The sequence below is a fragment of the Glycomyces artemisiae genome (assembly GCF_003002955.1).
In the GTDB taxonomy this organism is placed as follows: domain Bacteria; phylum Actinomycetota; class Actinomycetes; order Mycobacteriales; family Micromonosporaceae; genus Glycomyces; species Glycomyces artemisiae.
In genome coordinates this window covers 229,645-243,737 of sequence record NZ_PVTJ01000009.1, presented here as the reverse complement: position 1 = coordinate 243,737, position 14,093 = coordinate 229,645, and the positions used below count along the sequence as shown (strand labels likewise).

The window sequence follows — 14,093 nt, the reverse complement described above, 5'->3', positions numbered from 1 at the left end:
GTGACAATACGCGCTCTCAAACCTATCCCCCTCATTATGTCACAGGACACGGCGACAATGATGCCCTCGAAAGAGCCTTTTGCATGAGCTTCCAGATGTGGCGGCGGAACCACCAGCCTGGGACGTGGCCTTCGGGGTTGAGTGCTTTCTTGGCGGGTTGCTTGGAGTCGTGCGTGTCAAGGCCGCCCGCGCGGCGCGAGGCTCGGTACTGGGCGTAGGCGCCGCGGCAGAACTCGCAGCGGCACTTGGCTAGTTGGTAGGCCGTCGTGGTGCCATGGCGGTACTGACGGCCGGCAGCGTTGGGCGGGGTGAGGCCGAGGTCGTCGGGGTGCGGGATGGGTTTGGCGGGTTCTTCGGGCGGCTCGTAGGTGAAGAGGAGGTCGTCTCCGAACTTGCCGGTGATCTCTAGGTAGCGGTCGACTTTCTTGGCGAAGGGTTCGGAGACTTTGACTTCAAGGGGCTTCTTGCCCTTGGGGTAAGGCTTGACGCGGAATGAGAGGCCGTCGGGGTCGAGGTTGGGGCGGACTTTGATGACGGCTCGGGAGACCTTGAAGGTGCGTTCGGTGGAGTGCCAGTCCTCGGCGCGGAGTTCGGTCAGCTCGCCCCAGCGGAAGCCGGTCTCGATGTCGGTCTCGAGGAGCATCTGCACCTCGAAGTCGGCGATCTCGAGGAGGACGGCGTCGAACTCTTCGACCGTCAGGATTTCCTTCTCGACCTCGGGGACGCGGTAGCTTGATGCCCTTGCAGGGGATCTGCGATGCGGGCTTCCGCGGCCTGCCAGGCTTTGTCGGATTCCTTCTCGGTGGCGTAGGTGCCCTCGTAGACGGTCTCGCCGCGCATGTCGCGGAAGTAGGCTCTGTTGGTCGTCCGGCCCTTCTTGGAGACGTGGGGAACGCTCCAGCCCATTGGTACCTCCTATGTGGAACCGGTGGTAGCACCGTGGTAGCAGACGGGGGTGTCAGCCCTCGGTGAAACATGGTCACTTCAGTCAGGAGTTGACAACTGAAACAAGCCATCTACCAGCAGGTTCACACAGGCTTGAGCCTGTGACCAGCGATCTGTCGAAACGACAGGGAAGCCCTTTCAAGGCGGAAACGGCGGTTCTAATCCGCTCCGAGTTCGCCTGGACCACCCCGGTCGGTCCAGGTTGGAGGCTTAGCCTCCGACCTGGCGTCATGGGCGGGCGAACGGGATTCTCGGCTCCGCCCTGCGGATGGTCAGGCGGCGACCAGGCTGGCTATGTCCGCGGCGAGAACGGCCGAGGCGGTGTCCACCTCCTTTTGAGTTGCGCCCTTGTCGTCGGCGACCGTTTGAGCGGCGTCGCGGGCAGTGGCGAGGGTCGTCCACGAGTCGGGCGTCGTCAAGGTGGACGGCGAGATCGGTCTTGTCGATCACGGCGATGATGAACTGGAGTTCGGCCGCGTTGCAGTAGCCGTTGCCGCCGCTGATTCGCAGGGCCTCATAGGCGACGGGCTCGGTCAGGGTCAGCGTGTTCCAGCCCGCGGAGGGGGTGCCGGTGGTCGCGAACGTCGTCCAGGTCGCTCCGCTGGCGTTGGAGCCTTGGATCGGCATGCCGGTCGCGCGGGAGACGGCGTTCGACCGCGGGTGTTACTTGAGCGAGGATCTCGAAGACGGTGCCGTCGGTCGGCAGGACGGTGTCGTTGCAGGACTTGGTGGTCGTGTCGGTGTAGGTGGCGGTGGTGCCGTCGAACGTGCACCAGCCGTTGGCGGCCGCGGTGGTGCCGTCGGCCGCGGCGGTGCTCGCGGTGCCCCAGGTCCGGTCGAGGGTCGCAGGGGCTTCGGTCGTCAACGGCTCCAGCAGGTCCCAGGCGCCGAGGAGGCGGCGTCCGGCGCAGCCGCGCCCATTGCCCGTCGGTCAGGTCTCCGCGTCCGGATAGACCTGCCAAGGAAGCCTCCTGTTGTCACTGCCCGTCCGATCGAAACCCGGCGAGGCCGGCGCTCTCAACCTTGACGCTCCGCTCACGACGTCCGGCGGCCAGGACGTCGACCGCGCGATCGCACGTGGCGTCGTGGCGACCGAGAGGTTGGTCGCTACTGGCGCGTATCGGCTATGCTCAGCGCCGAGTATGGGCACCGCTTCTCTCTGCGCATCGCCCGAACGGAGAGCTTATGACCACGACCGCGGCCACCGGCGACGCACCCGCGGTGCCCAGGCAGCACGGGATGACGCCGATCGAGATCCCCGCTCAGCCCGACGCGATCGAGCTCGGAACCGGGCAGTTGCCGGAGGCTTCGGCACCAGAGGCATGGCACAGCGAGTACGGCAGCATGTTCGCTCGGAACGTCGGCACCGCCACGCTCACCCCTTTCCTGCCGGATCCGGCCAAGGCCACGGGCACCGCCGTGATCGTGGCTCCGGGCGGAGGATTCATGTCCCTGTCCATGGAGAACGAGGGCTGGGACGTTGCACGCGCGCTCGCGGACCGCGGCGTCGCCGCCTTCGTGCTGAAGTACCGGCTCAAGCCGACCCCGGAGGGTCTTGACGACTTCGCCGCGGCGCTCGGGGCGATGCTGGCCGGACCGCGCCCATCGGACCGGCACGACCCAGCCACCGCGCTCCGCACCCTGGACCTTCAGATCGCCGACGCGCGCGCAGCGTTCGCGCTCGTGCGCAGCCGGGCGACCGAGTGGACGATCGATCCCGAGCGCGTCGGCATGGTCGGCTTCTCCGCCGGTGCCATGCTCACCGTCGCCACCGCACTCGTCGGTGAGGATGCGAACCCGGCATTCATCGGCAATATCTACGGCCCGCTCGCGGCGTTCGAGGCACCCGAGGATGCGCCGCCGCTGTTCATCGCACTTGCCGCAGACGATGGGCTGATGGACCCGAGCGGGTTCCCCCTCGTCGAGAGCTGGCGCGCTGCCGGGCGTCCCGTGGAACTCCACTTCTACGAGCAGGGCGGGCACGGGTTCGGTATGTACCCGAAGGAGACGACCAGCACCGACTGGTTCGGCTCCTTCGTGAGCTGGATGAGGATGCACGGCCTGCTCAAGCGCGCTGAGCCGACATCCCCCTGACGTCTACCGACTGGCCCGCAGTCAGCATCCGAAGAGGTTCACCCGCTCGACGCGCCAGCCTTGAGACCGACGCCACCGGGCTCGTCCTCGGCGGGCCCGACCTCGCGCCTCCGAATTGAACCTAGGCGAGCCACTCGCCGATCGGCAGGAGCATCCAGGTGCCGCCGAACGCCGCGGCGACCGTGGCGAGGGTGAACAGGAAGATCCAGAACGCGGCCGGGAACGGGGTGATCCCCGCGAGCTGGTCGGCGTCCGACTGGCCCGAGCCGCGGCCGCCGCGGCGGCGCGTGCCGAGTTCCAGGACGGGTTTGACGGCGCCGAACAGGAGCAGCCACACGCCCGCATACGCGGCGACGGTCTGCACGATGGCGTTCCCGTACCAGGTCGCGGCGAACACGCCCGCGCCGACGACGATGAGCGCCAGCGCGCCGTACCAGTTGCGGATGAACACGAGCATGACGGCCAGGAGCACCAGGGTGATCCACAGGAGCAGGACGATCCGGCCCTGGCCGACGAGGGCCGCCGCGCCGAGGCCGAGGAGCGCGGGGGCGGTGTACCCGGCGAAGAGGGTCATGGCGGCGCCGAAGCCGGTGGGCTTGCCGCGGGAGAAGGTGAGGCCGGAGGTGTCGGCGTGGAGGCGGATGCCGGTGAGGCGCCGTCGCATGAGGACCGCCATGAGGGCGTGCCCGCCCTCGTGGGCGATGGTGACCAGGCCGCGGCTCCAGCGCCAGACCGGCGCGTAGAGGACGGCGGCCGCGGCCGCTGCGAGGCACGCGATCGCGACCCAGACCGGCGGGGCGGTCTGGGTCTGGGTGAGGGTGTCGATGACGGACTCGAACGGTGCCACAGGACCTCGTCTTCGGGGTGAAACGGACGCGCGGTGAAGGATGATCCTAGCGGCGGGCATATGGTAGAGGAGGAAGAGGCACCTCCTCGTGGAAGGACGGCCCCATGGGCACCGACGACCGCTTCGACCCGCACCTGGGCCTCCTTGAGACCACGGACCGGCTGGTGGAGGAGCTGACGATGCACAACCTGAAGGCGCGCGAGCGCCTCAGGGAGGGGATCGCCTGGCTGGAGGCGCGCCGGGAGGGCGCCGGCGACGCCGAGCACGCCGACATCGAGATCCTCATCGCGCAGTGCCACGACGCCCTCAAGCGGATGGAGTCGCTGCGGGGCGCCTACCAGGACGTGCGGGCGATCAACGCGGCCGCGCACGCCGAGCACGTGGAGTGGCTGGAGAAGCGGATGCTCGGCGGGACCGAGTCGCCGCACGAGCGCCGCGATCGCGCGGAGCGGCTGGAGCGGCTCCGGGTGGAGCGGCAGGCGCGCATGGGCGAGCTGCGGCGCCGGGCCGAGGAGGCGGGGCGTCCGCCGCAGATCGAGGGCGAGGACGGGTCCCGCGGCGCGGGTTGACCGGTAACCTCCTGGGCTGCAAGGGCTTACATGGGCTGACGGGGCCGATCCGGGTAACGTTTCGGCCACGACCCATTGACATGTTCCTATCCGTTCGGTACGAATGGGTTTCTGGACCACGCGAGAGAGCGCTCTCTCAAGATCGCCATTTCCATGGTCATCATGCAGAGAGCGATCTCTCCACCCCGGCAGAGGAGCCTTCATGGCAGACGTTCAGACCCATGTACCCACGAGAAACCGGCGGCGCCTGGCCCGCGCGATCGGCGCCGTCACCGCAGGCGCGGCGCTCATCGCGAGCGTCGGCCTCGCCATCGTCAACGCGAACGCGCAGACCGACGTCGGCGCCGCCCAGACCTGGGACCTGGTGTGGGCCGACGAGTTCAACGGGTCGGCCGGGCAGCTGCCCTCGGCCCAGAACTGGCAGTTCGACCTCGGCCACTCCTATCCCGGCGGCCCCGCGAACTGGGGCACCGGCGAGATCGCCGCCCACACGGACAACCCCGCGAACGTCTCGATGGACGGCAGCGGGAACCTCAAGATCACGGCCCTGCGCGACGGCGCGGGCGCGTGGACCTCCGCGCGCATCGAGACCGTCCGCTCCGACTTCAAGGCGCCCTCGGGCGGGACCCTCGCCATCGAGGGCCGCCTCCAGCTCCCCCAGGTCAGCGGCGACGCCGCGCTCGGGTACTGGCCCGCGTTCTGGGCCCTGGGCTCGCCCTTCCGCGGGAACTACTGGAACTGGCCGGGCATCGGCGAGTTCGACATCATGGAGAACGTCAACGGGCAGGCCAACGCCCACGGCGTGCTCCACTGCGGCGTCGCCCCCGGCGGCCCCTGCAACGAGTTCAACGGCCTCGGCGCGACCACCCAGTGCGGCGGGTCCTGCCACAACGGCTTCCACACCTACCGGTTCGAGTGGGACGACTCGGGCGCCTCGGGCCAGCTGCGCTGGTACGCCGACGGGCAGCTGTTCCACACGGTCAACGAGAGCGCGCTCCCGGCGGACACGTGGACGCAGATGACGAACCACGCCGGGTACTTCGTGCTGCTGAACCTGGCGATGGGCGGGGCGTTCCCCGACGGGGTCGCCGGGTTCGCGACGCCTACGGCCGCAACGCATCCGGGTGCCTCGATGCTCGTGGACTACGTGCGCGTCTACACCGCGGGCGGCTCCGGCGAGCCCACGGGCGAGCCGACCACCACCCCCGGCGGGGGCGGCGGCACCCGCGACGCCTACGCCTCGGTGGAGGCGACCTCCTTCGACGGGTCCTCGACGGGCCTGCCGGTCTCCGGCGGGGCGATCGGCCCGCTCGGCAACGGCGACTGGGTGCGCTACGACGACGTGGTCTTCGGGTCGTCGAGCCCGCTCGACTTCGTCGCCCGCGTCGCCTCCGGGGCCGCGGGCGGGGTGAGCGGCCTCGTCGAGGTGCGGATCGACTCGCGCACGGCCGCCCCGATCGGGTCGTTCGCCGTGGCGAACACCGGCGGGTGGACCTCCTGGCGGGACGTCCCCGGCAACGTCGCGTCCGTGACGGGCACGCACGACGTGTACCTGACCTTCACCTCCGGCCAGTCCCAGGACTTCGTGTCCGTGGACCAGTTCTACTTCCGGCACTGAGAGGCGCCGGCCGCGCGGGCGGGCGCCCGTCCGCCCGCGCACCCCTCATCCGACGACACAACGGAGAACCAGTGATGACAACCAGACCGACCCGCGCGATCAGTGTCGTGGCGGCCCTCGTCACCGCGGCGGGCCTCGCCGCCTGCTCAGGCGGGGACGACGACGGCAAGATCACCCTGAGCGTGGGCCTGTTCGGCGACTTCGGCTTCGGCCCCCTCTACGAGGAGTACTCGAAGCTCCACCCCGACATCGAGTTCGAGGAGCGCATCTCCGAATTCGCCGACCACCACACGAACCTGACCACGCACCTCGCGACCGGCTCGGGGGCGGCCGACATCGAGGCCGTGGAGGTCGGCTACATCTCGCAGTACACCGCCGAGCCCGACCGCTTCCACAACCTCCTCGACCTCGGCGCCGACGAGCTCGAAGGCCAGTGGCTCGACTGGAAGTGGCAGCAGGCCCTCTCGGCCGACGGCGAGTCCCTCATCGGGCTCGGCACCGACGTCGGCGGCATGGCGATGTGCTACCGCCGCGACCTGTTCGAGGCCGCCGGGCTCCCCGTCGAGCGCGACGAGGTCTCGGCCCTGTGGGCCGGGTCCTGGGAGGACTACGTCGCGGTGGGCGAGCAGTACACCGCCGACACCGGCGGGTACTGGTTCGAGTCCTCCGGGAACATGTTCCGCGCCATGGTCGAACAGGCCGACGAGGGCGTATACGACCGCGAGAACAACTTGATCGTCGAGTCCAACCCGGCGATCGGCGCCGCGTGGGACCTCACCGTCGAGGCCATCGAGGCCGACATGTCGAACCGGCTCACCGCGTGGACCCCGGAGTGGAACGCCGGGTTCAACGAGGGCACGTTCGCGACGATCATCTGCCCCGCGTGGATGACCTCCTACATCGAGACGAACGCGCCCGACGCGGCCGGCCTGTGGGACATCGCGACCGTGCCCGGCGGCGCCGGGAACATGGGCGGCTCGCACCTCGTGCTGCCCGCGCAGGGCGAGCACCCGGAGGAGGCGTACGCATTTCTCGAGTGGCTCACCGCTCCCGAGCAGCAGCTCAAGGTGTTCGAGGCGACCGGGAACTTCCCGTCGACCCCGGAACTCTATGAGGACCCGGCGCTCACCGGCCTGAGCAAGGCGTACTTCAACGACGCGCCCGTCGGCGAGATCTTCACCGCCGCCGCCACGGCTGTGCGGCCCCAGTACCAGGGCCCGCTCCAAGGCGACGTGCTCGCCACGATCGGCCAGGGCCTGGGCCGCATCGAGGACGGCAGCCAGTCCCCCGAGGACGCGTGGAGCCAGGTGCTCTCGGACCTCGAATCGTTCTAGCCGAATCGTTCCAGCCCCAGAGCGGGGCGGCGGGCCGTGCGGCCCGCCGCCCCTTGAGTGGAAAGCCACCCGATGACCATCGCCGCCAAGGGGTCCGGCGCGAGCAGCGGCACGAAGGGCCTGCTGCGCTACCGCCTCGACCTCAAAGCCTCCCCGTACCTGTACATCGCCCCGTTCTTCGTGCTGTTCGCCGCGTTCGGGCTGTTCCCGCTGGCGTTCACCGCGTGGGTGTCCACGCACGAGTGGAGCCTCCTGTCGGACGAGCACGTGTTCGTCGGCTTCGGGAACTACGAGGCGCTCCTGACCGACCCGTACTTCTGGAACGCCCTCGGCAACACCCTCTCGATCCTCGTGCTCGCCACCGTCCCGCAGCTGCTCGCCGCGCTCCTGCTCGCGCACGTGCTCACCCTGCGGCTGCGCGCGCAGACGTTCTGGCGCATGGGGATGCTCCTGCCGAACGTCGCGTCCGTGGTCGCCGTCGCCGTCATCTTCAGCCAGCTGTTCGGCCGCGACTTCGGGCTCGTCAACTGGGTCCTCGAAGCGCTCGGCGCCGGCCGGATCGACTGGCAGGCCGGGACCGCGTCCTCGCACGTCGCCATCGCGGTCATGGTGGCGTGGAAGTGGACCGGGTACAACGCGCTCATCTACCTCGCCGCCATGCAGGCCGTGCCGCGCGAGGTCTACGAGGCCGCGCACCTCGACGGGGCCTCCCGGATGCAGCAGCTGTTCCACGTCACCGTCCCGATGATCCGCCCGACCATCGTGTTCACCGTGATCGTCTCGACGATCTACGGGCTCCAGATCTTCGCCGAGCCGCAGCTGTTCGGCGGCGGCGGGCAGAACGGCGTCACCGGCGGCGCCTCCCGCCAGTTCCAGACCCTCACGCTGTACCTGTACGAGCACGGCTTCAACCGCGGCTTCGAGTTCGGGTACGCCTCGGCCGTCGCCTGGACGATGTTCGCCGTGATCGTCCTCGTCGCCCTCCTCAACTACCTGTTCATCCGCCGCATCAGGAGCGCCTCGTGACCGCCGCCGACCTCGACACCGTCGCCGCACCCCCCGCGAACTCCCGGCGGCCGGGCCGCACAGCCTTGCCGGGCCGACCCGACCGCCGGGCCCGGGCCCGCCTGCGCGCCCTGCGCGAGCAGCCCGGCCGCCTCGCGTACCTCACGCTCGTCGCCGTCCTGTTCTTCTCCGGGTTCCCGCTGTACTACAGCTTCGTGGTGGCCTCGCGCGACAACTCCGCGCTCGCCACGGTCCCGCCGCCGGTGCTGCCGGGCGCGAACCTCGTCGAGAACGTGCAGCGCGTGTTCGACACCGTCCCGTTCGGGACGGCGCTGCTCAACTCGGTCCTGGTGAGCGGCAGCGTCACCGCGTCGGTGGTGTTCTTCTCGACGCTCGCGGGCTTCGCATTCGCGAAGCTGGAGTTCAAGGGCGCCAAGGTGCTCCTGGTGTCGGTCGTGGCGACCATGATGGTGCCCGTGCAGCTCGGCGTCATCCCGCTCTTCATGCTCATGGTGGAGCTGGAGTGGACCGACACGCTGTGGGCGGTGATCGCGCCGGGCCTGGTCAGCGCGTTCGGGGTGTTCTTCATGACCCAGTACCTGCGCGGGGCGCTGCCGGGCTCGCTCATCGAGTCGGCGCGCATCGACGGGGCCTCGACGTTCCGGATCTTCTGGCAGATCGTCATGCCCGCGGCCCGGCCCGCGGCCGTCGTCCTCGGGGTGCTCACGTTCCTGACCGCGTGGAACGACTACTTCTGGCCGCTCATCGTGCTCTCCAGCCCGGAGCACCAGACCGTGCAGGTGGCGCTGTCGACGCTCTCGGGCGGATACGTCACCGACCAGTCGCTCGTGCTCACCGGGACGATGCTGGCTACGCTTCCTCTGCTGGCGGTGTTCGCGCTCTTGGGCAAGTACATGATCAGCGGGATCATGCAGGGCGCGGTCAAAGGCTGAACGGGACGGAGGACGCGATGGCGCGTGCGGATGCGGGGCCGGTGCGGGGGCCCCGCCAGGGGCGGCCGACGCTGGAGGAGGTCGCCGAGCGGGCGGGCGTGTCGCGCGCCACGGTCTCCCGCGTGGTGAACGGCCAGACCACGGTGAACGAGGACCTCCGGCGGGCCGTGGAGGCCGCGGCCGACGAGCTCGGGTACGTGCCCCACGCCGCCGCCCGGTCCCTCGTGACGCACCGGACCGACTCGGTCGCGCTCATCCTCCCCGAGTCGCCGAACCGCGTGTTCTCCGACGACCAGTTCTTCCCCAGCGTCATCCGCGGCGTCGCCACCGAGCTCGACGCGGCCGGGAAGCTCCTGGTGCTCATGACGACCGGCTCCGCGGAGGCCCGCAAGCGCGCCGAGCGGTACGCCGTCGGCGGGCACGTCGACGGCGTCATGTTCGCGTCGCTCCACGACGCGGACCTGCTGCCGGAGCTGATGATGCGCCGCGGCGTGCCGGTGGTGTGCAACGGGCTGCCGCAGCTGGACGCGCCGTGCATCGACGTCGACCACCTCGGCGGGGTCCGGGCGGCCGTGGACTACCTGATCGCCCAGGGGCGCAGGCGGATCGCGACGATCGCGGGCCCGCTGGACATGGTCGCGGGCCGGGCCCGGCTCGACGGGTACCGGGCGGCGCTCGCGGCCGCGGACCGGCGGGCGATCGTCGCCGTCGGCGACTTCACCGCCGAGTCCGGGCAGGCCGCGATGCGCCAGCTCCTGGCCGACGAGCCGGACCTGGACGCGGTGTTCGTGGCCTCGGACCTGATGGCGCACGGGGCGCTCCAGGCGCTGCGCGAGGCCGGGAGGCGGGTGCCGGACGACGTCGCCGTGGTCGGCTTCGACGACATCGCCCTGGCGACCTATTCGGACCCGCCGCTGACGACGGTGCGCCAGCCGATCGCGCGGATCGGGCGCACCATGGCGCGGACCATGCTGCGGCTCCTGGAAGGCCACGACGTCGAGCCGATGACGATCCTGCCGACGGAGCTGGTGGTCCGCGAGTCGGCGTGAGCTAGGTGAAGACGCTCACGCCGCCGGGCCCGACGAGGAGCCCGACGATGATCACCACGATCCCGAGGAGTACCTGACCTCGGAAGATCATGTAGATGCCGTAGACGACGAGGAGGACCGCGAGGATCCAGAGTATGAGTGCCATGCGGTCCGGATACCCATAGGCGCGGTGAATATGTCTGGAATCGACGGCGGCGCGGCGCGGATGTCGGTGGTGCGTGGTCCACTTGGGGCGTGGAGGTCGCACTGGTGCCCGGGAGGGCCGGAGAGGGCTGGACGATGGCCCTGCCCGGCGGCGACCCCGCGTACCACAGGGACCTCGCCGCGGCCGTACGCGAGGCCGAGGCCGCGGGCCCGCCGCGGTGGGTCGTCGCCGACGTGGCGCGGGACTACCCGCCGCTGATGGACGCGGGCGCGCGGCTCGACCGGGCCCGCGACCTGCGGCTCGCCGAGCGCATCCTCTCGCGGGTGGAGGCGCACGACCCGCCCGCGCACGTGGTCGCGTCCGACCCCGACGCCGGGACGCTGTTCGAGCGCGAGCCCGAGCCCGTGGACGGCCCCGCGGAGCTGACGCGGCTCCAGGCGGCGTGGCTCGACCAGCGGCGGCGCACCGCGAACGCGGCGATCCCCGGGCTCGGGACGCTGCTGGCGGCCGAGTCCGCGGGGGCGCTGGTCGCGGCCGAGATGGGGCGCACGGGCGTGCCGTTCGACCGGGAGGTCCACGACCGGCTGCTGCGGGACCTGCTGGGCCCGCGCCCGTCGAAGGGCCTGCGGCCGCGCAAGCTCCAGGCGCTCGCCGACAAGGTCACCGAGGCGTTCGGGCACCAGTTGAACCCGGACTCCACGAAGCAGGTGCTCGCGGCGTTCCACGCGGCGGGCGTCGACGTGAAGACCACGCACGCGTGGGAGCTGCACTCGGTCGACCACCCGGCCGTGGAGGCGCTGAAGGCGTACCGCGAGCACGCCCGCGTGTGGGGCGCGTTCGGGTGGAACTGGGCCGACGCGTGGGTGCACGACGCGGTGGACCGGGAGACCGGGCGCACGGCGAGCCGGTTCCGCCCCGTGTACATCGTCGGCGGCGCCGACACCGGCCGGTGGGGCACCGACGGCGGCGGGGCGCTGCAGCTCCCCCACTCGGTGCGCGAGGCGATCCGCCCGGACCCCGGCTGGAAGTTGGTGGCCGCGGACGCGGCGCAGCTGGAGCCGCGGCTGCTGGCCGCGATCAGCGGCGACCGGGCGATGATCGCGGCGACGGCCGCCGACGACCTGTACACGGAGCTGGCGCCGCGCCTCGGCGGCGAGCGCGGGAAGGCGAAGATCGCGCTGATCTCGGCGATGTACGGGGGGACGGCGGGCGACGCGCGCCAGCTCGTGCAGCTCATGCGGGACCGGTTCCCGGCCGCGTTCGAGCGGGTCGAGTCGGCGGCGCGCACGGGCGAGAAGGGCGGGCTCGTGCGCACCTGGCTGGGCCGGACGGTCCCGGCGCCGTCGGAGCGGTGGTGGCGGCAGCTCAACTCCGAGGACGGCGTGAAGTCGTCGGCGTCGCGGGGCCGGTTCACGCGGAACTTCATCGTGCAGGGCACGGCCGCGGAGTGGGCGCTGGTGCTCCTGGCGCTGCTGCGGCGCGAACTGCACGAGCAGGGCCTCGGCGAGCTGGTGTTCTTCCTGCACGACGAGGTGATGGTCCACTGCCCCGCCGAGCACGCGGCGGCGGTGTCGGCGGCGATCGAGCGGTGCGCGGAGCAGGCCACGCGGACGCTGTTCGGCGACGTGCCGGTGCGGATTCCGCTCCGGCCGAAGGTCGTGGACTCCTACGCGCAGGCGAAGTAGGCGGGCCCGACCCTCTCCTGGAGTCGTAGTACCCGGGTACGACTCGCGTCTGCGAATATCGATCCTGAAACCGATGAACGCGCCTCCAGCTGGCCGTAGATTTCGGGGCATGATCGAGATCGAGCACTTGACGAAGCGCTACGGCAAGAAGACGGCCGTGGACGATCTGACGTTCGCCGTCAAGCCCGGCGTCGTCACCGGGTTCCTGGGGCCGAACGGCGCCGGGAAGTCCACCACGATGCGCGCCATCGTGGGCCTGGACGCCCCGACCAGCGGGCTCGCCCGCGTCAACGGGCAGCACTACTCGCAGTTCAAGTCGCCGCTGACCGAGGTCGGCGCGCTGCTGGAGGCGAAGTCGGTGCACGCCGGGCGCAGCGCGTACAAGCACCTGCTGGCGCTCGCCCGCACCCACGGCATCCCCGCCAAGCGCGTCCACGAGGTCATCGACCTCGTCGGCCTCCACGAGGTGGCCGGGAAGCGCGTGGGCGGGTTCAGCCTCGGCATGGGCCAGCGCCTGGGCATCGCGGTCGCGCTCCTGGGCGACCCGGCCGTGCTGATCCTGGACGAGCCGGTGAACGGCCTCGACCCCGACGGCGTGAAGTGGATCCGGCTGCTGCTCAAGGGCCTGGCGTCCGAGGGCCGCACGGTGTTCCTGTCCTCCCACCTGATGAGCGAGCTGGCGCAGACCGCCGAGCACCTCATCGTGATCGGGCAGGGGAAGCTCCTGGCCGACACCACGGTGGACGACTTCGTGAACGGGAGCGGGAAGGCCCGGGTGCGGGTCGTCTCCCCCGACGCGGCGCGGCTCGCCGAGCACCTCGCGGGCCCGGGCATCACGATCGCCAGCCCCGAGCGGGGCGTCCTGGAGGTCTCCGGGACCGAGGCCGCGGTGGTGGGCCAGACGGCCGCCGCGCACGGCCTGGTCCTGCACGAGCTGCGGACCGACCGCGGCTCCCTTGAGGACGCGTTCATGCAGTTGACCGCCGATTCGGTGGAGTACCGACAGACCGTGGAAGGGGCGAAGTGATGACCGCCGCCGCAATGACCGAACGACCGGCCGCTTACGTGCCGAAGGGCGGCTACAGGCTGACCGGCGCGGGGCTGCTGCGCTCGGAGTGGACGAAGCTGTGGTCGCTGCGCTCGACGTGGATCGTGCTGCTGTGCGCGGTCGTGTTCGCGGCGGGCCTGGGGGCCCTGATCTCCGCGAGCGTCCCGTCCGACCAGGGCCTGGCGGGCGCGGACATGGCGCTGAGCTTCGCGATGGCGGGCGTGTCGATGAGCTCGGTGTTCATCGCGGTGCTCGGCATCCTCACCGTGACCGGCGAGTACACGACCGGGTCGATCCGGTCGACGATGTCGGCCGCGCCCAAGCGCCTCGGGGTGCTGGCGGCGAAGGCCGTCGTGTACGGCGCGGTGGTGGCGGTCCTGTTCTCCGCCATGGTGTTCGTGACGTTCTTCCTGTCGCAGGCCCTGCTCGACGACCCGGCGCTGTCGGTGTCGCTGGGCGACGACGGCGTGCTGCGGGCCCTGTTCGGGTACGTCGCGATGATCGTGTACCTGGCGCTGCTGGCGATCGCGCTCGGCTCGATCCTGCGCAACTCGGCCGGGTCGATCGCGTTCTACATCGGCGTGATCATGATCCTGCCGCAGCTGGCGACGATCCTGCCGTGGGACTGGGTCGCCGACGTGGTCCCGTACGCGCCGGGCAACGTCGCGAACACGCTGATCCTCGTGGACACCTCGCAGTCGACGCTGGGCGTGGGCGAGTCGTGGCTGTGGATGGGGATCTGGCTGGTCGTGGCCTACGGGCTGGCGGGCGTGCTGCTCAAGCGCCGGGACGTGTGACAAT

At 70.7% G+C, this 14,093-nt stretch carries 16 protein-coding genes; 10 read left to right on the top strand and 6 right to left on the bottom strand.

Annotated features, from left to right (window positions below; genetic code table 11):
- Nucleotides 1-34: 34 nt before the first annotated feature.
- The 4 genes from B0I28_RS22075 to B0I28_RS22065 form a co-directional block, all read right to left on the bottom strand.
- Complete coding sequence (locus B0I28_RS22075) at nucleotides 35-643, bottom strand: hypothetical protein (protein WP_106366018.1); 609 nt, start codon at nucleotides 641-643, stop codon at nucleotides 35-37.
- 53 nt (nucleotides 644-696) lie between these two features.
- Nucleotides 697-906 carry a hypothetical protein gene (locus tag B0I28_RS22070; RefSeq protein ID WP_106366017.1) on the bottom strand — a complete coding sequence of 70 codons (210 nt, stop codon included), beginning with the start codon at nucleotides 904-906 and terminating at the stop codon, nucleotides 697-699.
- A 311-nt stretch (nucleotides 907-1,217) separates the two neighbouring features.
- Nucleotides 1,218-1,364, bottom strand: coding sequence for a hypothetical protein (locus B0I28_RS26980; RefSeq protein WP_181245902.1), 147 nt, complete (start codon nucleotides 1,362-1,364; stop codon nucleotides 1,218-1,220).
- Nucleotides 1,365-1,459: 95 nt separating this feature from the next.
- A complete protein-coding gene (locus B0I28_RS22065; protein ID WP_106366016.1) occupies nucleotides 1,460-1,810 on the bottom strand; it encodes a hypothetical protein in 351 nt (116 codons plus the stop codon).
- A 320-nt stretch (nucleotides 1,811-2,130) separates the two neighbouring features.
- Here B0I28_RS22065 and B0I28_RS22060 point away from each other — a divergent pair, with 320 nt between their 5' ends.
- Nucleotides 2,131-3,039 carry an alpha/beta hydrolase gene (locus tag B0I28_RS22060; RefSeq protein ID WP_106366015.1) on the top strand — a complete coding sequence of 303 codons (909 nt, stop codon included), beginning with the start codon at nucleotides 2,131-2,133 and terminating at the stop codon, nucleotides 3,037-3,039.
- Nucleotides 3,040-3,160: 121 nt separating this feature from the next.
- On the opposite strand, the gene B0I28_RS22055 is transcribed toward B0I28_RS22060, so the two are convergent.
- Nucleotides 3,161-3,886, bottom strand: a complete 726-nt coding sequence (locus B0I28_RS22055; protein WP_219926917.1) for a M50 family metallopeptidase — start codon at nucleotides 3,884-3,886, stop codon at nucleotides 3,161-3,163.
- 104 nt (nucleotides 3,887-3,990) lie between these two features.
- Between B0I28_RS22055 and B0I28_RS22050 the strand changes: the two genes are divergently transcribed.
- From B0I28_RS22050 to B0I28_RS22025, 6 genes are all read left to right on the top strand, one after another.
- Nucleotides 3,991-4,455, top strand: a complete 465-nt coding sequence (locus tag B0I28_RS22050) for a hypothetical protein (RefSeq protein ID WP_106366013.1) — start codon at nucleotides 3,991-3,993, stop codon at nucleotides 4,453-4,455.
- A gap of 202 nt (nucleotides 4,456-4,657) precedes the next feature.
- Nucleotides 4,658-6,073, top strand: a complete 1,416-nt coding sequence (locus B0I28_RS28350; protein ID WP_106366012.1) for a glycoside hydrolase family 16 protein — start codon at nucleotides 4,658-4,660, stop codon at nucleotides 6,071-6,073.
- 74 nt (nucleotides 6,074-6,147) lie between these two features.
- Nucleotides 6,148-7,407, top strand: coding sequence for an ABC transporter substrate-binding protein (locus B0I28_RS22040; RefSeq protein WP_106366011.1), 1,260 nt, complete (start codon nucleotides 6,148-6,150; stop codon nucleotides 7,405-7,407).
- A gap of 72 nt (nucleotides 7,408-7,479) precedes the next feature.
- Nucleotides 7,480-8,433 carry a carbohydrate ABC transporter permease gene (locus tag B0I28_RS22035; protein WP_106366010.1) on the top strand — a complete coding sequence of 318 codons (954 nt, stop codon included), beginning with the start codon at nucleotides 7,480-7,482 and terminating at the stop codon, nucleotides 8,431-8,433.
- A complete protein-coding gene (locus tag B0I28_RS22030; RefSeq protein WP_245889064.1) occupies nucleotides 8,430-9,365 on the top strand; it encodes a carbohydrate ABC transporter permease in 936 nt (311 codons plus the stop codon). Before B0I28_RS22035 ends, B0I28_RS22030 begins: the two co-directional genes overlap by 4 nt.
- A gap of 17 nt (nucleotides 9,366-9,382) precedes the next feature.
- The gene (locus tag B0I28_RS22025; RefSeq protein ID WP_106366009.1) at nucleotides 9,383-10,414 is read left to right on the top strand and encodes a LacI family DNA-binding transcriptional regulator; all 1,032 of its coding nucleotides are present in this window, start codon (nucleotides 9,383-9,385) and stop codon (nucleotides 10,412-10,414) included.
- A 1-nt stretch (nucleotide 10,415) separates the two neighbouring features.
- Here the strand turns inward: B0I28_RS22025 and B0I28_RS27440 are convergent, their stop codons facing one another.
- The gene (locus B0I28_RS27440; protein ID WP_176953224.1) at nucleotides 10,416-10,559 is read right to left on the bottom strand and encodes a GPGG-motif small membrane protein; all 144 of its coding nucleotides are present in this window, start codon (nucleotides 10,557-10,559) and stop codon (nucleotides 10,416-10,418) included.
- A gap of 89 nt (nucleotides 10,560-10,648) precedes the next feature.
- Between B0I28_RS27440 and B0I28_RS22020 the strand changes: the two genes are divergently transcribed.
- The 3 genes from B0I28_RS22020 (at nucleotide 10,649) to B0I28_RS22010 (ending at nucleotide 14,089) form a co-directional block, all read left to right on the top strand.
- A complete protein-coding gene (locus tag B0I28_RS22020; RefSeq protein WP_219926916.1) occupies nucleotides 10,649-12,244 on the top strand; it encodes a bifunctional 3'-5' exonuclease/DNA polymerase in 1,596 nt (531 codons plus the stop codon).
- Nucleotides 12,245-12,353: 109 nt separating this feature from the next.
- Complete coding sequence (locus B0I28_RS22015; protein WP_106366007.1) at nucleotides 12,354-13,271, top strand: ABC transporter ATP-binding protein; 918 nt, start codon at nucleotides 12,354-12,356, stop codon at nucleotides 13,269-13,271.
- Nucleotides 13,271-14,089: an ABC transporter permease subunit gene (locus tag B0I28_RS22010; protein WP_106366006.1), complete on the top strand. Its 819-nt coding sequence runs from the start codon at nucleotides 13,271-13,273 to the stop codon at nucleotides 14,087-14,089. Before B0I28_RS22015 ends, B0I28_RS22010 begins: the two co-directional genes overlap by 1 nt.
- Nucleotides 14,090-14,093: the final 4 nt, after the last annotated feature.